The sequence below is a fragment of the Achromobacter sp. 46006 genome (assembly GCF_059761975.1).
In genome coordinates, this window is sequence record NZ_JCBANN010000003.1 from 89,988 (window position 1) to 108,497 (window position 18,510).

The following is an 18,510-nucleotide window of genomic DNA, read 5'->3' on the forward strand; positions in this document are numbered from 1 at the left end:
TACGCCTTCTCCGCGCCGCAGCCCGCCGCCATCATGTCTGCCGAATCACCCGCCGTTTCCGTTGTCGCCAATGCCCAGCGCCTCGTCGCCAAGGTCGGCTCATCGCTGGTCACCAATGAAGGCCGAGGCCTGGATCGCGCCGCCGTGGCGCACTGGGCGGCCCAGATCGCCGCGCTGCACAAGCAGGGCAAGCAGGTCGTGCTGGTCTCCAGCGGCGCCATCGCCGAAGGCATGGCCCGCCTGGGCTGGCGCAAGCGCCCGTCGGTGATGCACGAACTCCAAGCCGCGGCGGCGGTGGGCCAGATGGGCCTGTGCCAGGCCTACGAGGCAGCCTTCGCCGAATACGGCCTGCGCACCGCGCAGATCCTGCTGACCCACGAAGACCTGGCCGACCGCCACCGTTACCTTAACGCGCGCAGCACCCTGTTCGCGCTGCTGCGCCTGGGCGTGGTGCCGATCGTGAACGAAAACGACACGGTGGTCACTGACGAGATCCGGCTCGGCGACAACGACACACTGGGCGCCCTGGTCACCAACCTGATCGAAGCCGACACGCTGATCATCCTGACCGACCAGCGCGGTCTTTACGATTCCGACCCGCGCAAGAATCCCGCCGCCAAGTTCATGGCGCACGCCCAGGCCGGCGATCCGGCGCTGGAAGCGATGGCCGGCGGCGCCGGCAGCGGCATCGGCACCGGCGGCATGCTGACCAAGGTGCTGGCGGCCAAGCGCGCCGCGCACAGCGGCGCGCACACCGTCATCGCGTCCGGCCGCGAACGCAACGTGCTGACGCGCCTCGCGCAGGGCGAATGCATCGGCAGCGAACTGCGCGCCGTATTGCCGGTCTGGTCGGCACGCAAGCAATGGCTGGCCGACCACCTGCGCCTGCGTGGCCGCGTGGTGCTGGACGATGGCGCCGTACAGGCGTTGCTGCGCGAGGGCAAGAGCCTGCTGCCAATCGGCGTGGTCGATGTGGAAGGTGAATTCGGCCGCGGCGACGTGGTGGCCTGCGTCGACGGCCAGGGCCGTGAATGCGCGCGCGGCCTGATCAATTATTCATCGGCGGATACCCGCCGCATCCTGCGCCAGCCGTCATCGCAGATCGCCCGCATCCTGGGCAGCATGACTGACCCGGAACTGATGCACCGCGACAACCTGGTCGTGCTCTGACGCAGGCCGGCATCAATCCGCCCCGGCCGCCTCCAGGCCGGCGCCCCCCTGCGGCATCAACATATAACCCCACCCCCGCACCGCCAGCACTGGCAGGTCGATGTTGAGCCGGCGCGCCTTGGAGCGCAGGCGCGAGACCAGCACGTCGACGCGCCGCGCGCTGTCCATCGGGTCGCGCATGGCCTCGGGGAAGAAGCCCTCGCGCGGCAGGCATTGGTGCGGCGCGTTCAGCAGGCTGACGAAAAAGGCACGCTCGGTGTTCGTCAGGGGCAGACGCTCGCCCGCCGGCCCGGCCAGCATGCGCGCGCGTCCATCGACGCGCCAGCACGGCGCGCTGTCGGCGGCCGGATGCTGGCAACGGATCAGGTTGCGCAGCACGGCGTCCCATTCGGGAATACTGGCTTGCGGTGGCACGCAGACATGGGCGCCGGCATCGAGCGCCGCGATGCGCGCCTGCGGCACGTCGTCGGGCGATTGCCAGACCACCGAGCATCCCGGCGCCGTGCGACGCAGCGCGGCGATCAGGTCCGGCAGCCTGTCATCCGAACCGCGCAGCACGACCACGTCGGCGGGCTCGTTGCGCAACCGCGTCAGCACGCCATCCGGCGACCGGCACAAGCCGACTTCCCACTGGAATTGACGCAAGGTATGCACGAACTTGTTGCACGGCATTCCACCAAGTTGCACGACCAGGACGTAACCTCTTTCCTGCATGGGACAGCCTTTCTGAAGTTATCACTTAAGTAATATTTATATCCACCAAAGTGCCTAAGGCGCAAGCTTCAATCGACGCGTGAAAACTTTTTCAGACCGACTGAAGCACGCCCGTCTTCTGCGTGGCTACACGCAGAAAACCCTCGCGCGCATGGCCCGCCTGTCGCAAAGCGCGATCGGCAGCTATGAGAGCGGACTGCGCCATTCGAGCCGTTCACTGCGCAAGCTGGCGCAAGTGCTGAAGGTGGAACTCGAATGGCTGGAGACGGGCAAGGGGCCCATGGAATTGCCCATGGAAAGCTACGACCTGAGCGACACCTTGCCGTCCACCGGCGTGGCCGAGCCGCCGCCGCGCTCGATGACACGGCGTTCGCGCCCGCTTGCGCCATGGCCCTTTCCCAACATCTCGCCCGCGCAGTTCGACACGCTAACCGCCGACGATCGGGTGACGCTCGAAGCCCTGGCCCTGACCTTCATTGAATCGGCGCTGGCTCGCCGCGGCATCAAGCCGCGCGGCCGCAAGTCCTGACGCCGGCCCGCCGCCGACTGGGACAGAGATAAAAAAGCCCGGCATCGCCGGGCTTTTTGCGGTTGTATGCGCCGCTCAGGGCTTGGCCGGGGCCGGAGCCGGGGCCGCGCCGGCGGCCGGGGCGCTGTCACCGCGGATCTTGGCGGCAATGTCCGAGGCGGCCTTCGCCGAGGGCACACCGAAGGCCAGCACGCCGCGATTGAGCGGCTCGCCGATGCGCGGCGCGGCGATCAGTTCGCGATCGATGACCAGCGCCAGCATGTTGCCGACGTTCTTGCTGCTGATTTCGTTCAGCTTGCGCGCGCCGGCTTCGGAAAAGCGCAGGCCGACGAAGTTGGCCCCCTGGCGGTCGACCAGCGCGGCGGCTTCGGTCAGGTCGGCGCGCGTCAACACCGGTTGCTGCTGCATGTAGATCTTGCCGTCGGGCAGGCTGACTTCAACCATGCCCGGGCCGGATTGGGTCTGGGCCACGTAGAACTCGACCACGGACGCGGTGGCCGGCTGCTGAGCGGACGGCTGCTGCTGGCCGCTGGCGTCGGGCGTGCCCGCAGCCCCGGACTTGGTCGGGGCGGTCTTGCAACCCGCAAGCGCAAGGGTCATGACAACCAGGGCGGGCGCCAGTTTGCGTAGGGTCAGTTGCATACACGTTTCCTTCTTGAGTGGACTGGGGCCGGCGGGCTGACCACCGGCTGACGTGAAAAAGTGTACAGAACCTGCATGGCAGTGTCTCCGCAGACTGATTCCAAATGTAAACCGGTACTACCATTACCGGGTATCGCGCCGGCGCACGACCGACCACGCTGCGGCGGCGCAGCATCGACCCGCATTCGCATGGCGGCCGGGCAGGCTCTATACTTCGGCTTCGCGCAGGGGTACTCGTCGCGCCGAACCGGCCCGACGTGTTGAGAGAGTCCCTTCGTACCAGTACGGATAATGCCGATGCTGGGAGCCGTATTCCCGCCATGCCCGCATGGCGGGAGTCCCTTCCCGATCGGCTCCAAACCATTCGCTTGGAGCTTTCCATGAACGCCAATCCCAAATTCCTGGCCGCCACCGCCGAAGTCGACGCGGCCGCGGTCGCCCCGTTGCCCAAATCCCGCCGGGTCTACGAGGTCGGCTCCCGTCCCGACATCCGCGTCCCGTTCCGCGAGATCGAGCAGGACGACACACCCACCATGTTCGGCGGCGAAAAGAACCCGCCGCTGACTGTCTACGATTGCAGCGGCCCCTACACCGATCCCGACGCCAAGATCGACATCCGCCGCGGCCTGCCGGAAGTGCGCCGCGCCTGGATCGACGAGCGCGGCGACACCGAAGTGCTGTCGGGCCCGACCAGCGAGTACGGCAAGCAGCGCCTGACCGATCCCAAGCTGACGGCCATGCGCTTCGACCTGCAACGCCCGCCGCGCCGTGCCGTGGCCGGCGCCAACGTCTCGCAGATGCACTACGCGCGCCGCGGCATCATCACGCCCGAAATGGAGTACGTGGCGATCCGCGAAAGCCTGCGCCGCGAGCACTACCTGCAGACGCTGCGCGACAGCGGTCCGGACGGCGAGAAGATGGTCAAGCGCCTGTTGCGCCAGCACCCGGGCCAGTCGTTCGGCGCCGCCATCCCGGCCGCCATCACGCCGGAATTCGTGCGCGACGAGATCGCGCGCGGCCGCGCCATCATCCCCGCCAACATCAACCACCCGGAAGTCGAGCCGATGGCGATCGGCCGCAATTTCCTGGTCAAGATCAACGCCAACATCGGCAACTCGGCCGTCAGTTCGGGCATCGGCGAGGAAGTCGAGAAGATGACCTGGGCGATCCGCTGGGGCGGCGACACGGTCATGGACCTTTCGACCGGCAAGCACATCCACGAAACGCGTGAATGGATCATCCGCAATTCGCCGGTGCCGATCGGCACGGTGCCAATCTACCAGGCGCTGGAGAAGGTCGACGGCAAGGCCGAGGAACTGACCTGGGAGATCTTCCGCGACACGCTGATCGAGCAGGCCGAACAGGGCGTGGACTACTTCACGATCCACGCAGGCGTGCGCCTGCCGTTCATTCCCATGACGGCGGACCGCATGACGGGCATCGTCTCGCGCGGCGGCTCGATCATGGCCAAGTGGTGTCTGGCGCACCACAAGGAGAGCTTCCTGTACGAGCGCTTCGAGGAAATCTGCGAAATCATGAAGGCCTACGACGTCAGCTTCTCGCTGGGCGACGGCCTGCGCCCGGGCTCGGGCTATGACGCCAACGACGAAGCCCAGTTCGCCGAGCTGAAGACGCTGGGCGAGCTGACGCAGGTGGCCTGGAAGCACGATGTGCAGGTGATGATCGAAGGCCCGGGCCACGTGCCGATGCAGATGATCAAGGAAAACATGGAGCTGCAGCTGGAACACTGCCACGAGGCGCCGTTCTACACGCTGGGCCCTCTGACGACCGACATCGCGCCGGGCTACGACCACATCACCTCGGGCATCGGCGCGGCGCTGATCGGCTGGTACGGCACGGCGATGCTCTGTTACGTGACGCCCAAGGAGCACCTGGGGCTGCCGAACAAGAAGGACGTGAAGGACGGCATCATCACGTACAAGATCGCGGCGCACGCGGCGGACCTGGCCAAGGGCCATCCGGGCGCGGCGATCCGCGACAACGCGCTGTCCAAGGCGCGCTTCGAGTTCCGTTGGGACGACCAGTTCAACCTGGGCCTGGATCCGGACACGGCCAAGGAGTTCCACGACGAGACGCTGCCGAAGGATTCGATGAAGGTGGCGCACTTCTGCTCGATGTGCGGGCCGCATTTCTGCAGCATGAAGATCACGCAGGACGTGCGCGACTACGCGGCGTCGCAAGGCGTCACCGAGAAGGAAGCGCTGCAAAAAGGCATGCAGGAAAAGTCGATCGAGTTCGTGAAGAAGGGCGCCGAGGTTTACCACCGGCAGTGACCTTCCCGTACGGACAGCCCGGATGCCGGACCGCCGCCATGAGCGGCGGCCCGATGGCGGATCGGGGACGAAGCAAAGGGCCTGGAGCAAGCGCTCCAGGCCCTTTTTTGTTATCCGCGGTGTTTTTTTCGGAGTTGGTCCGATCTTGGATGGCGACGTTCCGGTTCCTGAAGCCGCCTACAACAGCTTGCCCGGGTTCATGATCCCCTTGGGATCCAGCACCCGCTTGATTTCCCGCATCAACCTCAGCTCGAGCGGACCCTTGCTATGCAGGAAATGATCGCGCTTGAGCTGCCCGATGCCGTGTTCGGCGCTGATGCTGCCGCCATAACGGTTGACCTCGTCCAGCACCGCGTCCGTGATCGCGGCGCCGTTTTCGGCCACCCAGCCGCGATCGGCGCCGGCGGGGCGCGACAGGTTGTAATGCAGATTGCCATCGCCGAAGTGGCCAAAGATGAAGGGGCGGATGTCCGGGTACAGCGCCCGCACGCGCGCTTCGGCCGTGGTCATGAAGTCGGGAATGCGTTCGATCGGCAACGACACGTCGTGCTTGAGATGCGGGCCGTCGGCGCGCTGGGCCTCGGAGATCTCCTCGCGCAGTTTCCACAGCGCCTGCAATTGAGCCAGCGAGGCGGACACAGCGGCGTCCAGGCACAAGCCACGCTCCAGCGCGGTGCCGATCACGCTTTCGAGCAGCGTGTTCAGGGCCGCTTCGTCGGCGGTGTCGGCCAGTTCAACCAGCACGTAGGCCGGGTAGCGCTGGTCGAACGGCTCCTGCACGCCGGCGGCATGCGCCAGCACCAGGTCGAGGCAATCGCCGGAGAAGTATTCGAAGGCCTGCAGGCGGGCGCCGCATTGCTCGAACAGGATCTCGAACAGTTGCAGAGCCTGGGCCGGGGACTCGACGGCAGCCAGCACCACCGAGCGCACGTCGGTGCGCGGGGACAGGCGCAGCGCCACGGCGGTGATGACGCCGAGCGTGCCTTCGGAGCCGATCAGCAGTTGCTTGAGGTCATAGCCGGTGTTGTCCTTGCGCAGCGTGCGCAGGCCGTTGAAGACCTCGCCGCTGGGCAGCACCGCTTCCAGGCCCAGCACCAGTTCGCGCGCCATGCCGTAGCGCACCACATTGACGCCCCCGGCGTTGGTGGCGACATTACCGCCGATCTGGCTGGAGTCTTCCGCCGCCAGGCTCAGCGGCAGCAGGCGGCCGGCGTCCTGCGCGGCGCGGCGCAGGTTGCCAAGGATGCAGCCGGCCTCGGCGACCAGGGTGTTGGCGACGGTATCGATGGCGCGCACGGCGTTCATGCGGTCCAGGCTTAGCACCACATTGACGGGCGCGGCGTCAGGCGTCGCGCCGCCGCACAGGCCGGTGTTGCCGCCACGCGGGACCACCGGCACGCCGGCCTCGTTGCACAGCGCCAGGCAGGTGGCCACCTCGGCAGTGGTGCGCGGGCGGACCACCGCCTGGGCATGGCCGTTGTACAGGCCACGCCAATCGGACAGCCAGGGGGCGATATCCTCGTGGCGGGTGAAGACGGTGTCGGGGCCCAGGGCCTGGATCAGGCGCTGGGCGATGTCGGTTGTGCTCATGATGATGTCTGCCTGGAGGCGGGAAACAGGGAATCTAGACGCAGGCGGCTGGCGGCCTGCCGCAGGTGGTGTTCGGCCATGCGGCGCGCGCGGGCCGCATCACGGTCGCGGATGGCATCGAACACGGCTACGTGTTCGTGGTGCACGGCGTGTGTCATGCCGGCCAACTGGCGGCTGTTGGCGCGCGCGGTGGTGACGGCAAGGCGCAATTGCAGGTTCAGGTACTGCAGGAGGTCCTGGTAGAACGGGTTGTGGGTCGCGGCCGCAACCGCCAGGTGAAAGGCGATATCGTGCTCGACGCCGTGTTCCGGATGGTGCTGGTGACGCTCCAGTTCGGCCAGGGCCCGCGCCATGGCGTCCAGGTCGGCGGCAGTACGGCGTTCGGCCGCCAGCGCCGCGGCGCCGCCTTCCAGCTCCATGCGCAGTTCGTAGACATTGGCCAGTTGCTCGCGGCTGACGGCGATGTCGGCGGGCACCTGGAAGCCCTGCGCGCCGGTGCGCGCCAGCACCACGCTGCCCGAGCCCTGGCGACTCTGGATCAGCCCCTGGGCGCGCAGGCGCTCGGTGACTTCGCGGATGACCGCGGCGCTGACGCCGTATTGGTCGGCCAGGATTCGGCCGGACGGCAGCTTGGCGCCCACGGGATAGACGCCGTGGGCGATGTCGTCCGCGATCTGGCGGGCGACCTGTTCGGTCAGGGTCAGGCTCTTGGTCAGCATAGCGGCCGAGTATACCTGAAACCTATCAGGTTATCTGATAACTTTGCCGGGGCATACGGCCAGGCTTGGCGCGCCGCTCAGGCTGTCGCCGCGGCGTCTCCGGTTTCGCGCGCGTCCTCCCCGTCCGGCAGGCCGGCAATGGAACAGCAGCGGCCGCCCCGCGCCTTGGCGCGATACAACGCGGCATCGGCGGAATCCAGGATCGCCTGGGCTTTGCGGTTGGCGCCGGAGATGATCGCAATGCCGATCGAAAGCCCGACATTGACGCGCGAGCCATCGGCCAGCGCGATAGGTTGGCCGACATCGCGCAGCAGATGGTTGCCCAGGCGCAGCGCGGCCGTGGCGTCGATGCCGGTGACCAGCACGATGAACTCGTCGCCGCCGATGCGGGCTGCGACATCGTCGACCCGCAACATGGCGCGCATGCGCTGCGCGACCGTCTTAAGGACATGATCGCCGGCCGCGTGGCCATGGGTGTCATTGATGATCTTGAAGTCATCCATGTCCATGTAGAACAGCGCGGCGGCGCTGTCATGCACGCGGGCGCCGGAACAGATGCGATCGAGCGCAGCCTCCAGGCCGGCGCGGTTGGACAGCCCGGTGAGCACGTCCAGGCTGGCCCGGCGCTCGTTCTCGCGCTCGGCCAGCATGGTGGACACCAGGATGCGCCGCAGCCGCTGCGAGGCGATGGTCATGCTGACCAGGTAGAACGGAATCTGGATGAACACGATGGCGGTGACGTATTCCCCGGCGAACAGCGCGCCCAGGCACATCGGCCCCAGGCTCAGGAAGATCATGGCCGCCACCAGTCGCGGCGCGCCGTAGTTGCGAAAGCAGATGCCGCCGGCCATGGCGCCGCAGGACACGCCCGCCAGCGTGGCGGCCAGCCAATCCTGGTTGATGAAGGTGACGAAGACGCCATAGCCGACACTGCAGGCCCACAACAGCGCCAGCACAATGTAGATGTCGGTATGGGTCTTGCCACCGCGCGCGGCGTTGCGCAGGGCCGACCTCAGGATCGTGACCCGCACCACGGCCAGCAGGATTTCGAGGACCAGCCAGGAGATATAGAGCGGTTCGGGACGGCGCCATGCCACCACGCCCGAGATCATCAGGGTATTCATGACGCCGCCGGCAAATATCGGCAGGGTACCGAACAGACTGGCGATCAATGCGGCGCGGATATCCGCCGGCGTATCCTGCCCGGAATCCGTCAACCAGCGGGTCAGCCGCCATGTCGGCAGGCTGAATCTCAGTCCTGTATCCACTCCGTCACATCCATAGCTGCCTGCCATGAAGCGGCTGGCTGGCTGGCGTTATAGCAGGTATTCCAGGCCTTTAATATTGTCCGCCAGGGCAATCGCCCGCGAAATTTTGGGGACGGTAAAGTACGGCTCAATGGCCGGGCGAACCGCACACGGCGCACTCGGGATCGCGCTGCACGTTGACGCTGCGCCATTGCATGGTGCGCACATCCAGCCACAATAACCGGCCGGACAGACTTTCGCCCACCCCGGACAGCAGCTTGAGCGCCTCGGCCGCCTGCATGCTGCCGATGATGCCGACCACCGGCGCAAACACGCCCATGGTGGCGCAGTTGGCCTCTTCGACATCGTCGGCCTCGGGGAACAGGCAGTGGTAACAAGGCGCTTCGGGGTCGCGCAGGTCATAGACGCTGACCTGCCCGTCAAAGCGGATGGCCGCGCCCGACACCAGCGGCTTGCGGTGCTGTACGCAGGCGCGGTTGATGGCGTGGCGGGTGCTGAAGTTGTCGGTGCAGTCCAGCACCAGGTCGGCCTGGGCCACGGCGTCGGACAGGGCCTGGCCCTGCAGCCGTTCGACGCGGGCATGCACGCGGGTCTGGGGATTGAACGCCGCCAGCATGTCGCGGCCGGACTCCGCCTTGGGGCGGCCGACACTGGCGGTGGTGTGCAGGATCTGGCGTTGCAGGTTGCTCAGTTCGACGACGTCGTCATCGGCCAGGGTGATATCGCCGACCCCGGCCGTGGCCAGGTAGAGCGCGGCGGGCGAACCCAATCCCCCCGCCCCCACGACAAGCACCCGCGCCGCCAGCAGCCTTTCCTGCCCCTCGATACCCAACTCGTCGAGCAGGATATGGCGGGCGTAGCGCAGCAGTTGCTCGTCGTTCATTTGCTCTTGCTGGGCTCGACTCCGGTCGGCGTGATCGTCAGGCGCTGGGTCGGGCCGGTGCCGGGCTTGGCGTCGGCCTTGGCCTGGGCGCGGGCCGAGCCTTTCTGCACCGGCTTGCCGGCCAGCAGGTTCAGCGCCTGCTGCAACTGGAAGTCGTCCTTGCTGCCGAACTCGAAGATCTTGGTCGGGATGTCGACGTTGTTCTGGTCGGCGTTGGACTTGATCTCGTTGGTCGTGCCCGGGTTCGACAGGTGGCGTTGCAGATCGGCTTCGCGCGGCAGGCGGAACAGATCACCGTCGGCGGTATCGGCCACGACGTAGTCGGGCTCGATGCCGGTGGCCTGAATCGAACGGCCGCTGGGCGTGAAGTAGCGCGACGTGGTGAGCTTGACCGCGGTGGATTCCGACAGCGGCAGGATCACCTGCACCGAGCCCTTGCCGAAGGTACGGTTGCCCAGCACCTTGGCGCGCTTGTGGTCCTGCAGCGCACCGGCCACGATCTCGGAGGCCGAGGCCGAACCGACGTTGACCAGCACCACCATCGGCACGGTCTTGGTCCAGGCCGGCAGGCCCGCCAGGTAGTTGCTTTCGCCGCGGGCGTATTCGGACGGGGTGGCCAGGTACTTGTGGCGGGCGTCGGGGGTGCGGCCGTCGGTCGAGACCACCAGGGTGTCGGCCGGCAGGAACGCGCCGGAGACGCCGATGGCGCTGGTCAGCAGGCCGCCCGGGTCATTGCGCAGGTCGAGCACCAGGCCCTTGGGCGCTTCCTTGGCGCCCAGGTCCTTGAGCTGCTTGGCGAGATCGACGCCGGTCTTTTCCTGGAACTGGGCGATGCGCACATAGGCCACGCCGTTGTCCAGCATCTTGCTGCGCACGCTGCGCACCTTGATGATGTCGCGCACGATCTTGAGCACGATCGGCTGCGGCCGGTCGGCGCGCATGATGGTCAGCGTGATGGGCGACTTGGGCGCGCCACGCATGAGCTTGACGGCGTCGTTCAGCGACATGCCCTTGGTGGGCGTGTCGTCGATCTTGATGATGAGGTCGCCGGCCATGACGCCCGCGCGCGCGGCGGGGGTGTCCTCGATGGGCGAGATGACCTTGACGAAGCCGTCTTCGGCGCCAACCTCGATGCCCAGGCCGCCGAACTCGCCCTGCGTGGCCGTCTGCATTTCGCGGAAGGCGTCGGCATCCAGGTAGGCGGAATGCGGGTCCAGGTTCGACACCATGCCGGAAATGGCATTGTCGATCAGCGTCTTGTCGTCCACCGACTCGACGTAGTTGTTCTTGATGGCGGCGAAGACGTTGCTCAGTTGCCTGAGTTCATCCAGCGGCAAGGGACTGCCGCGCTGGGCGACAGCGGTGACGCCCACGCTGAGCAGAACACCTGCCACCGCACCGATGGCAATCAGACCGAAACCGCGAAACTTGCGAGTGCTCATGCACACTTCCCGAATGGTTTTCGCCCTTGAGGGTTTTTGGCTTACTGGGCCAGCCATTGGGCTGGATCCACAGGAGCGCCGCGATGGCGAATTTCAAAGTATAGGCCGGATTCCACTTGGCCGCCGGTTGCGCCTACCGTGGCAATAGTATCCCCCGCCGCGACGGAATCGCCCACCCGTTTGAGCAGACTTTGGTTGTAAGCATAGACGGTCAGATATTGCTGGCCATGATCCACAATGATGAGATTGCCAAAACCCCTCAGCCAATCGGCGTAGACCACCGTGCCGGGGGCCACCACTTTCACGGGCGTGCCTTCGGGCGCGCGCAGCACCACGCCGCGCCAGACGCCGCCATCCGGGCGGTCGACCCCAAAACGGCCCTGCACCGGCCCGCGCACCGGCGCGGCCAGCCCATGGCGCAAGCCATTGCCGCCACCGACGGCCACCGGACGCTGGGCCGACGCCGTACGGGTTGGAGTGGTTCCGGCCTCGGTGGGTTCCGACTTTTTTGGGGGTTCCGCGGGTTTTACCGGGGGCGGCGTCTCGGCCTGGCCGGTCAGGCGGGGTTGACGGCTGTCGGCAGGACGCAGGCCGGCGGCGTCGGGATCGGCCACCGCGACCGGCCCGCGGCCCTGGCGCGAGGCAGCTTCGACCTGTTCACGCGCCGCGGCGGCCTCACGCGCCTCGCGGTCGCGGCGGGCGGAATCGGCCACGGCCTTGTCGGCGGCGGCTTTGCGCTCGGCCTCGGCTTTGCGACGGGCCTCTTCGGCGCGGCGGTCGGCCTCGGCCTGCTTGCGCGCTGCTTCGGCACGCCGGGCTTCTTCGACGCGACGCGCTTCTTCGGCGCGGCGGCGCGCTTCTTCGGCCTTGCGGGCTTCCTCGGCCTGCTTGGCGATGGCCGCGTCCAGGTCCGTGATCAATCGCGACAGGCGCTGATCATCGCGCCCCAGCTTGCTGGCTTCCGCGCGCTGGGCGGCAATCTGCCCCTCCAGGCGCGCCAGCAGTGTGGCGCGTTCCTTTTGCTGCGCCACCAGCGCAGCCTTCTGTTCGGAGGTCTCGGCCACCAGCTTTTCAAGCTCGGCGCGGCGGGCATCGGCACGCCCCTGCAGCGCCGCCAGGCGGTCGATATCGGCCCGCAGCGCCTCGACGGCGCGGGCGCGGGCCTGGGAAACGTAATCCAGGTAGCCGAGATTGCGCCCCAGCACTTGCGGATCGTCGCCGGACAACAGCGCGGTCCAGGGCGACAGGCCGCTGGTGTACTGGGTGCGCAGTTGTTCGGCCAGTTCGACCCGACGCTTGGCCAGCACCGCCTGCTGCGCCGCGATCTGTTTTTCCAGGCTGGCCAGGTCGGCGGTTGCCTGACGGTCGGCCTCGGCCAGCTCCTTCAGGCGCAGATTGATCCGGGAGATCGCCGATTCCGACTGCTTCAGGGCGTCGGCGGCTTCCTTGCGGGCCGCTTCGCGCGTGTCGATGTCCTTCTGCAGATTCTCGATACGGTCGCGCAATTGGGCCTGCTGCCGTTCGGCCTCGGACTGGCGATCGGCGAGATTGTTGGGCGCAGCGCCCGCCGGCAGCGCCCCGCCAGCCAGCACCACCACCAACAACCATCCCGCCTTGCGCGCCATGTATCAGTCCTTCTTTGCCTTGCCCTGGGCCGCGACCGCGGCCATGGCCGCCTCGATCTCGGCGGCATCGCCAAGATAATAGTGGCGGATGGGACGCAGGTCATCATCCAGTTCGTACACCAGCGGCTGGCCGGTGGGGATGTTCAGGTTGACGATGTCGTCGTCCGAGACGTTGTCCAGGTGCTTGATCAGGGCGCGCAGGCTGTTGCCGTGGGCGGCGATGAGCACCTTGCGGCCGGCGCGGATGGCCGGGGCGATCGACTCGTTCCAGAACGGCAGCACGCGCGCCACGGTGTCCTTGAGGCACTCGGTGGCCGGCAGTTGGTCGGCCGGGATCTTGGCATAGCGGCTGTCGAAACGCGGGTGGCGCTCGTCGTCCAGCGACAGGGGCTCAGGCGCGATGGCGTAGGCGCGGCGCCAGACCAGGACCTGCTCGTCGCCATATTTGGCGGCGGTCTCGGCCTTGTTCAGGCCCTGCAGGGCACCGTAGTGGCGCTCGTTCAGGCGCCAGTTCACGCCCACCGGGGTGTACATGGCGTCCATGGCGTCCAGCGCGATCCACAGGGTGCGGATGGCGCGCTTGAGCACCGACGAGTAGGCCAGGTCGAAGGTGTAGCCTTCTTTCTTGAGCAGTTCGCCCGCCTTGCGGGCCTGTTCACGGCCGGTTTCGGTCAGGTCGACGTCGGTCCAGCCGGTGAAGCGGTTTTCCAGATTCCACTGGCTTTCGCCGTGGCGCATCAGAACGAGTTTGTGCATGGTTTGGCAGGCGTGTAACGCGGGTTAAAGTTGCGGAATGCGCTCATTTTATAATTGAGCGATTTTGCCCTTGATTTTGCCCCGGCGCACCCGTCGATTTCCCGGCGTGGCGCTTGAGGCTTCGCCGTTACCAGGCTAGACGCCGCTCTTCAGGATGCCCCGTGGACCTTCTGCAATTTTTGCTCGATAAGAACAACATCTTCATTGTCGCCGTAACCATCGTATCCGGGGTCATGCTGGCAATCCCCGCCCTGCGCAAGGGCCGCACCGGATCGGCCGTCAGCACCGGCGAGGCCATCCAGATGGTGAACCAGCGCCAGGCCGTATGGGTCGACGTGCGCCCCGCCGAGCAGTTCCAGGCCGGTCACATCGCCCAGGCCCGCAGCGTGCCCGCCGCCGACCTCGAACAGAAGGCAACCTCGCTGCCCAAGAACAAGCCGCTGATCGTGGTTTGCGACAATGGCCGCGAGTCCGCCCGCGCCGCCGCCAAGCTGCGCGCGCAGGGGTTTGCCGACGCCGTGCCGCTCGAAGGCGGCATGCGCGCCTGGCTGGCCGCCAGCCTGCCGGTCACCCAGAAGGGTTGAAGCGGCGCGATGCGCCCCCACCTACCGATAGAATCCGCCTGGAGCGCCTATGAACAAAGTTGTCATGTACAGCAAGGACTATTGTCCTTATTGCGCCCGCGCCAAGGCGCTGCTCGAGCAGCGTGGCGTGACCGACCTGGAAATCATCCAGATCGACCGTGAACCCGGCCAGCGCGACCGCATGATCGAGCGCACCGGCCGTCGCACCGTACCGCAGATCTTCATCGGCGATACCCATGTCGGCGGTTGCGACGACCTGATGGCGCTGGACCGCTCCGGCGGCCTGGCGCCCCTGCTCAACGGCTGAAGCCCCGGCATGACGCCTGGCCGACCGCCCCTTTTTGCCCCTCCCACCAACGGAAACACTCATGGCTGATCAAGACCAAAACACCCAGCAAGAAGGCGGCAACGACGCGCCCTCGTTCAATCTGCAGCGCGTCTACCTGAAAGACCTTTCGCTGGAAATGCCGAACGCGCCCCACGTCTTCCTGGAGCAAGAAGCCCCCCAGGTTGAGGTGAGCATCACCGTGGGCGGCCAGCGCCTGGCCGAAACCGTGTTCGAGACCACGGTCACCGTCACCGTCACCACCCGCGTCAACGACAAGGTCGTGTACCTGGTCGAAGGCACCCAGGCCGGCATCTTCGAAGCCGCCAACATTCCCGAAGAACAGCTCGACCCGCTGCTGGGCATCGTCTGCCCGACGATGCTGTACCCGTACCTGCGCGCCAACATCGCCGATGCGATCACCCGCACCTCGATGCCGCCGCTGCACCTGACCGAAGTCAACTTCCAGGCCCTGTACGAGCAGCGCCTGGCCGAGCTGCAACAACAGCAAGGCAACGCCAACGGCAATGGCGGCGACTCGGGCATCATCCTGCCCGCCAGCGCCACCCGCCAGTAAGGCAGACCGCGACGCCCCATGAACCAGCCCATTGCACCCGGCCTGCGCATCGCCGTCCTGGGCGCGGGCAGTTGGGGCACCGCGCTGGCGGCGGCCGCGAGCCGCCGCCACCCCACCGTACTCTGGGCGCGCGATCCGGCGCAGGCCGCCGACATGGCCGCCCGCCACGAAAACACGCGCTATCTGCCCGGCATCGCCTTGCCGCAGGCCCTGACCCTTTCCGCCGATCTGGACGCAACGCTGCGCAGCCTCAAGCAGGATGGCGCGGGCGGCCTGATCATCCTGGGCGTGCCCGTGGCCGGCCTGGCCGCCACCTGTGCCGAACTTGCCCGCCGCCTGCCCGCCCTGGGCCTGCAGGACACCCCCATCGTCTGGACCTGCAAGGGTTTTGAGACCGATACGGCGCGGCTGCCGCACGAGATCGTGCGCCAAGCCTTTCCCGGCGCCATCGGCGGCGTGCTGTCCGGGCCCTCGTTCGCCCGCGAAGTCGCCCAGGGCCTGCCGGTGGCGCTGACCGTCGCCAGCGACCATGCCGGCTTGCGCGCCGCCACCACCCTGGCCCTGCACGGAGGTGCTCTGCGCGTCTACGCGAGCGACGACCTGACCGGCGTCGAAGTGGGAGGCGCCCTGAAGAATGTCATCGCCGTGGCCTGCGGCATCGGCGACGGCCTGGCGCTGGGCACCAATGCCCGCGCCGCGCTCATCACCCGCGGCCTGGCCGAAATGACCCGTTTCGGCGTTGCGCTCGGGGCGCGGGCCGAGACCTTCGCCGGCCTGACCGGCCTGGGCGACCTGGTGCTGACCGCGACCGGCGAACTGTCGCGCAATCGCCGCGTCGGCCTGGAAATCGGCGCCGGCCGCAAGCTGGCCGACATCCTGGCCAGCGGCGTCACCGCCGAGGGCGTGCGTTGCGCCCGCGCGGCGCTGGACCGCGCCCGCGCCATCAACGTCGAGCTGCCCATCACCGAGGCCGTATGCGCCGTGCTGTTCGAAGGTGTGGCGCCCATGACGGCCGTCTCTGCGCTGCTGGCGCGCAACGCCCGCGACGAACACGCAAGCGACGGCTGAAGCCGTCCGCGCCCCCTTCCGATCCCCATAACGACACCACGCCCGACACCCAGGAGACATCCTTCATGACGCATACCCGCAAGTTCCGGGTCGGCCGCCTGCTGCGCGGCCTGTGCCTGAGCCTGGCAGCCATCCTGCCAGCCGCCGCCCACGCCGACTGGCCCGACCGGCCCATCCACCTGGTGGTGCCGTTCCCGCCCGGCTCCTCGCCCGACATCCTGGCGCGCACCATCTCGGAACCGCTGTCGCAGGCGCTGGGCCAGCCTATCGTCGTCGACAACAAGCCGGGCGCCGGCGGCAATATCGGCACCCGCATCGTGGCCCAGGCCAAGCCCGATGGCTACACCCTGCTCTATACGATCAACGGCCCGCTGGTCACCGCCCCCACGCTCTACAAGAAGACGCTGGGGTATGACCCGCTGCACGACCTGGCGCCGGTGACGCTGGTGGGCACCAGCCCCAACGTGCTGACCGTGCCCGGCAATCTGAAGAACGTGAACTCGGTGCAGGACTTCGTCCGCATGGTGAAGGAACACGGCAGCTCCCTGAACTACGGCTCGGTCGGCCCCGGCAGCTCGGCCCACCTGGCCATGGAGATGTTCAAGGAACGCGCCGGCATCGACATGGCGCACATTCCCTACGCCGGCTTCCCGCAAGTCATCAGCGCCATCATCGGCGGCGACATCCAGGCCGGCTTCATGGTCCCCGCCATCGCCATGCCGCAGACCCGCGACGGCAAGGTCAAGGTGCTGGCCGTGACCAGCCTGCAGCCCAGCGACACCCTGCCCGGCATCCCCACCATGGCCTCGCAGGGGTACCCCGACTTCGAAGCCATCTCCTGGAACGCCATCCTGGCGCCCGCCGAGACGCCGATGCCGATCATCGAGCGCCTGAACAGCGAACTGACCCGCATCATCACCAGCGACGCGGTCCGCAAGCAGATGGCGCTGCAGTACTTCACCCCCGCGCCCTCCACGCCCGAAGCCCTGACCGTCCGCATCCAGGACGAAAAAGCGCGCTGGGACCAGGTGATCCAGAAGCTCAACCTGTCGCTCGACTGATGCCGCAGGCGGCGCGGGCAGGCCCTCAAGCGGCCCGCCACGGCGGATCCGCCGGCGGCAGGCAGCCCCGCCGGGATTCAAACGCCGCCCTCATACCCCAGCTGTCGCCACGCCTCGAAAACCGTGACCGCCACGGCATTGGACAAATTCAGGCTGCGCTGCCCCGCCCGCATTGGCAGCCGCAGCCGCTGTTGCGGCGCGAACATCGCATGATGTTCGTCCGATAACCCGGCGCTCTCGCGTCCGAACACGAACACATCCCCCGCCTCGAAGCGCACCTCGCCCACGCTGCGCTGCGCGTGCGTCGTCAAGGCATAGATATGCGACGGCGTCGCGCCCGTATCGGCCAACGCCTCTGGCAAGGAATCGTGCACCCGCACCGGCTGCCACTCGTGGTAATCCAGGCCCGCCCGCCGCATGCGCGCATCGTCCAGTTCGAACCCCAGGGGACGCACCAGGTGCAATTGCGCGCCGGTATTGGCGCAAAGGCGGATTGCATTGCCCGTGTTGGGCGGAATCTCCGGGCAGACGAGGATGACGTGGAACATGGCGCAGGCCGAAAGACGTTGAAGGACGGGCGGCCGGGAACGACCGCGCAGCAGCGATTGTCGCCGATTTGGCCGGCCGCCCCGGCACGCGGGGGCGCCGGGGCGAGCCAGTGCCGCGGGTCATGCGGCGCGCGGCGTGCGCGCCGCCACCAGCACCGTCACGCTGGCCGCGCCCGCGGCGAGCAGGGCGCGCGCCGCAGCATCCGCAGTACTGGCCGTGGTCATGACATCATCGACCAGGCCAACGTGGCAGCCCGACAAATCGGCCTGGCAGAGGAATACCCCGCGCGCGCCCTGTTGCCGCGCACGGCGTCCCAGGGTCGTCTGCCGGGGCGTTTCGCGCCGCCGCCGCAAAGCCCCGCGCTGCAGCGGCCAATCCAGGTGCGCCGCCAGACTGCGGGCGATCTCGGCCGCCGGGTTCAGGCCCCGCCGACGCAACGACGCGCGGCTGGCCGGCACCGGCACCAGCAGCAGCCTGGCTTGCGGCAGCGGATCGCTCCATACCGCATGCGCCAGCAGCCGCCCCAACACGGGCGCCGCGCTCAGCCGCAACTGGGTCTTGAGCTGGCGGATCAGCGTATCGGCGGGCGCTTCGTAATCGAAGGCGGCGACGGTGCGGGTGAAGGCTGGCGGCCGCGCCAGGCAACTGGCGCAGTGCAGGACGTCCGGCCCCAGCCGCAAGGCGCAGCGCTCGCAGCGCGGACCTCGCGGCACC

General features: G+C 67.6%; 19 protein-coding genes. 8 read left to right on the forward strand and 11 right to left on the reverse strand.

Annotated features, from left to right (window positions below; translation table 11 throughout):
- Positions 1-33 precede the first annotated feature (33 nt).
- Positions 34-1,170 (forward strand): glutamate 5-kinase, encoded by a 1,137-nt coding sequence (proB, locus tag AC6LKG_RS02765; RefSeq protein WP_498162541.1) that lies wholly within the window; start codon positions 34-36, stop codon positions 1,168-1,170.
- A 12-nt stretch (positions 1,171-1,182) separates the two neighbouring features.
- On the opposite strand, the gene AC6LKG_RS02770 is transcribed toward proB, so the two are convergent.
- A complete protein-coding gene (locus AC6LKG_RS02770; protein ID WP_498162543.1) occupies positions 1,183-1,884 on the reverse strand; it encodes a response regulator transcription factor in 702 nt (233 codons plus the stop codon).
- A 79-nt stretch (positions 1,885-1,963) separates the two neighbouring features.
- Here AC6LKG_RS02770 and AC6LKG_RS02775 point away from each other — a divergent pair, with 79 nt between their 5' ends.
- Positions 1,964-2,413, forward strand: a complete 450-nt coding sequence (locus AC6LKG_RS02775) for a helix-turn-helix domain-containing protein (RefSeq protein WP_498162544.1) — start codon at positions 1,964-1,966, stop codon at positions 2,411-2,413.
- Positions 2,414-2,488: 75 nt separating this feature from the next.
- Here the strand turns inward: AC6LKG_RS02775 and AC6LKG_RS02780 are convergent, their stop codons facing one another.
- Entirely contained in the window at positions 2,489-3,055 is a 567-nt protein-coding gene (locus tag AC6LKG_RS02780; protein ID WP_498162545.1) for a SecDF P1 head subdomain-containing protein, read from the reverse strand.
- 380 nt (positions 3,056-3,435) lie between these two features.
- On the opposite strand from AC6LKG_RS02780, the gene thiC reads away from it, so the two are divergent.
- The gene (gene thiC / locus AC6LKG_RS02785; protein WP_498162547.1) at positions 3,436-5,349 is read left to right on the forward strand and encodes a phosphomethylpyrimidine synthase ThiC; all 1,914 of its coding nucleotides are present in this window, start codon (positions 3,436-3,438) and stop codon (positions 5,347-5,349) included.
- A 177-nt stretch (positions 5,350-5,526) separates the two neighbouring features.
- On the opposite strand, the gene AC6LKG_RS02790 is transcribed toward thiC, so the two are convergent.
- The 7 genes from AC6LKG_RS02790 to gpmA all read right to left on the reverse strand — a co-directional run bounded on the left by AC6LKG_RS02790 (position 5,527) and on the right by gpmA (position 13,632).
- Positions 5,527-6,939: an FAD-binding oxidoreductase gene (locus tag AC6LKG_RS02790; protein WP_498162548.1), complete on the reverse strand. Its 1,413-nt coding sequence runs from the start codon at positions 6,937-6,939 to the stop codon at positions 5,527-5,529.
- A complete protein-coding gene (locus tag AC6LKG_RS02795; protein ID WP_498162549.1) occupies positions 6,936-7,658 on the reverse strand; it encodes a FadR/GntR family transcriptional regulator in 723 nt (240 codons plus the stop codon). Before AC6LKG_RS02795 ends, AC6LKG_RS02790 begins: the two co-directional genes overlap by 4 nt.
- Before the next feature lie 77 nt (positions 7,659-7,735).
- Complete coding sequence (locus tag AC6LKG_RS02800; protein WP_498162551.1) at positions 7,736-8,926, reverse strand: diguanylate cyclase; 1,191 nt, start codon at positions 8,924-8,926, stop codon at positions 7,736-7,738.
- Between the two features lie 127 nt (positions 8,927-9,053).
- Entirely contained in the window at positions 9,054-9,809 is a 756-nt protein-coding gene (locus tag AC6LKG_RS02805; protein WP_498162552.1) for a HesA/MoeB/ThiF family protein, read from the reverse strand.
- Complete coding sequence (locus AC6LKG_RS02810; protein ID WP_498162554.1) at positions 9,806-11,251, reverse strand: S41 family peptidase; 1,446 nt, start codon at positions 11,249-11,251, stop codon at positions 9,806-9,808. The genes AC6LKG_RS02805 and AC6LKG_RS02810 overlap by 4 nt, the downstream gene beginning before the upstream one ends.
- A 41-nt stretch (positions 11,252-11,292) precedes the next feature.
- A complete protein-coding gene (locus AC6LKG_RS02815; RefSeq protein ID WP_498162555.1) occupies positions 11,293-12,876 on the reverse strand; it encodes a murein hydrolase activator EnvC family protein in 1,584 nt (527 codons plus the stop codon).
- A gap of 3 nt (positions 12,877-12,879) precedes the next feature.
- Complete coding sequence (gene gpmA / locus AC6LKG_RS02820; RefSeq protein ID WP_498162556.1) at positions 12,880-13,632, reverse strand: 2,3-diphosphoglycerate-dependent phosphoglycerate mutase; 753 nt, start codon at positions 13,630-13,632, stop codon at positions 12,880-12,882.
- A 161-nt stretch (positions 13,633-13,793) separates the two neighbouring features.
- On the opposite strand from gpmA, the gene AC6LKG_RS02825 reads away from it, so the two are divergent.
- The 5 genes from AC6LKG_RS02825 to AC6LKG_RS02845 all read left to right on the forward strand — a co-directional run bounded on the left by AC6LKG_RS02825 (position 13,794) and on the right by AC6LKG_RS02845 (position 17,247).
- Positions 13,794-14,216 carry a rhodanese-like domain-containing protein gene (locus AC6LKG_RS02825; protein WP_498162557.1) on the forward strand — a complete coding sequence of 141 codons (423 nt, stop codon included), beginning with the start codon at positions 13,794-13,796 and terminating at the stop codon, positions 14,214-14,216.
- A 49-nt stretch (positions 14,217-14,265) separates the two neighbouring features.
- Positions 14,266-14,523 carry a glutaredoxin 3 gene (gene grxC, locus AC6LKG_RS02830; protein ID WP_068950383.1) on the forward strand — a complete coding sequence of 86 codons (258 nt, stop codon included), beginning with the start codon at positions 14,266-14,268 and terminating at the stop codon, positions 14,521-14,523.
- A gap of 61 nt (positions 14,524-14,584) precedes the next feature.
- The gene (gene secB, locus AC6LKG_RS02835; protein WP_498162559.1) at positions 14,585-15,118 is read left to right on the forward strand and encodes a protein-export chaperone SecB; all 534 of its coding nucleotides are present in this window, start codon (positions 14,585-14,587) and stop codon (positions 15,116-15,118) included.
- A gap of 18 nt (positions 15,119-15,136) precedes the next feature.
- On the forward strand, positions 15,137-16,186 hold the full coding sequence (locus tag AC6LKG_RS02840) for an NAD(P)H-dependent glycerol-3-phosphate dehydrogenase (RefSeq protein ID WP_498162560.1): 1,050 nt from the start codon (positions 15,137-15,139) through the stop codon (positions 16,184-16,186).
- Between the two features lie 65 nt (positions 16,187-16,251).
- Complete coding sequence (locus AC6LKG_RS02845; protein WP_498162562.1) at positions 16,252-17,247, forward strand: Bug family tripartite tricarboxylate transporter substrate binding protein; 996 nt, start codon at positions 16,252-16,254, stop codon at positions 17,245-17,247.
- A gap of 77 nt (positions 17,248-17,324) precedes the next feature.
- Here AC6LKG_RS02845 and AC6LKG_RS02850 read toward each other — a convergent pair whose 3' ends face one another.
- Positions 17,325-17,795 (reverse strand): tRNA (cytidine(34)-2'-O)-methyltransferase, encoded by a 471-nt coding sequence (locus tag AC6LKG_RS02850; RefSeq protein ID WP_498162563.1) that lies wholly within the window; start codon positions 17,793-17,795, stop codon positions 17,325-17,327.
- Positions 17,796-17,915: 120 nt separating this feature from the next.
- A complete protein-coding gene (locus AC6LKG_RS02855; RefSeq protein ID WP_498162564.1) occupies positions 17,916-18,509 on the reverse strand; it encodes a ComF family protein in 594 nt (197 codons plus the stop codon).
- Position 18,510: the final 1 nt, after the last annotated feature.

Bases quoted from the DNA above. Each gene is read 5' to 3' on its own strand.
- AC6LKG_RS02790 (WP_498162548.1), bottom strand. From the start codon at position 6,939: ATGAGCACAACCGACATCGCCCAGCGCCTGATCCAGGCCCTGGGCCCC.
- AC6LKG_RS02805 (WP_498162552.1), bottom strand. From the start codon at position 9,809: ATGAACGACGAGCAACTGCTGCGCTACGCCCGCCATATCCTGCTCGAC.
- grxC (WP_068950383.1), top strand. From the start codon at position 14,266: ATGAACAAAGTTGTCATGTACAGCAAGGACTATTGTCCTTATTGCGCC.
- AC6LKG_RS02810 (WP_498162554.1), bottom strand. From the start codon at position 11,251: ATGAGCACTCGCAAGTTTCGCGGTTTCGGTCTGATTGCCATCGGTGCG.
- AC6LKG_RS02815 (WP_498162555.1), bottom strand. From the start codon at position 12,876: ATGGCGCGCAAGGCGGGATGGTTGTTGGTGGTGGTGCTGGCTGGCGGG.
- proB (WP_498162541.1), top strand. From the start codon at position 34: ATGTCTGCCGAATCACCCGCCGTTTCCGTTGTCGCCAATGCCCAGCGC.
- AC6LKG_RS02780 (WP_498162545.1), bottom strand. From the start codon at position 3,055: ATGCAACTGACCCTACGCAAACTGGCGCCCGCCCTGGTTGTCATGACC.
- AC6LKG_RS02845 (WP_498162562.1), top strand. From the start codon at position 16,252: ATGACGCATACCCGCAAGTTCCGGGTCGGCCGCCTGCTGCGCGGCCTG.
- secB (WP_498162559.1), top strand. From the start codon at position 14,585: ATGGCTGATCAAGACCAAAACACCCAGCAAGAAGGCGGCAACGACGCG.
- AC6LKG_RS02840 (WP_498162560.1), top strand. From the start codon at position 15,137: ATGAACCAGCCCATTGCACCCGGCCTGCGCATCGCCGTCCTGGGCGCG.
- AC6LKG_RS02850 (WP_498162563.1), bottom strand. From the start codon at position 17,795: ATGTTCCACGTCATCCTCGTCTGCCCGGAGATTCCGCCCAACACGGGC.
- thiC (WP_498162547.1), top strand. From the start codon at position 3,436: ATGAACGCCAATCCCAAATTCCTGGCCGCCACCGCCGAAGTCGACGCG.
- AC6LKG_RS02795 (WP_498162549.1), bottom strand. From the start codon at position 7,658: ATGCTGACCAAGAGCCTGACCCTGACCGAACAGGTCGCCCGCCAGATC.
- AC6LKG_RS02770 (WP_498162543.1), bottom strand. From the start codon at position 1,884: ATGCAGGAAAGAGGTTACGTCCTGGTCGTGCAACTTGGTGGAATGCCG.
- gpmA (WP_498162556.1), bottom strand. From the start codon at position 13,632: ATGCACAAACTCGTTCTGATGCGCCACGGCGAAAGCCAGTGGAATCTG.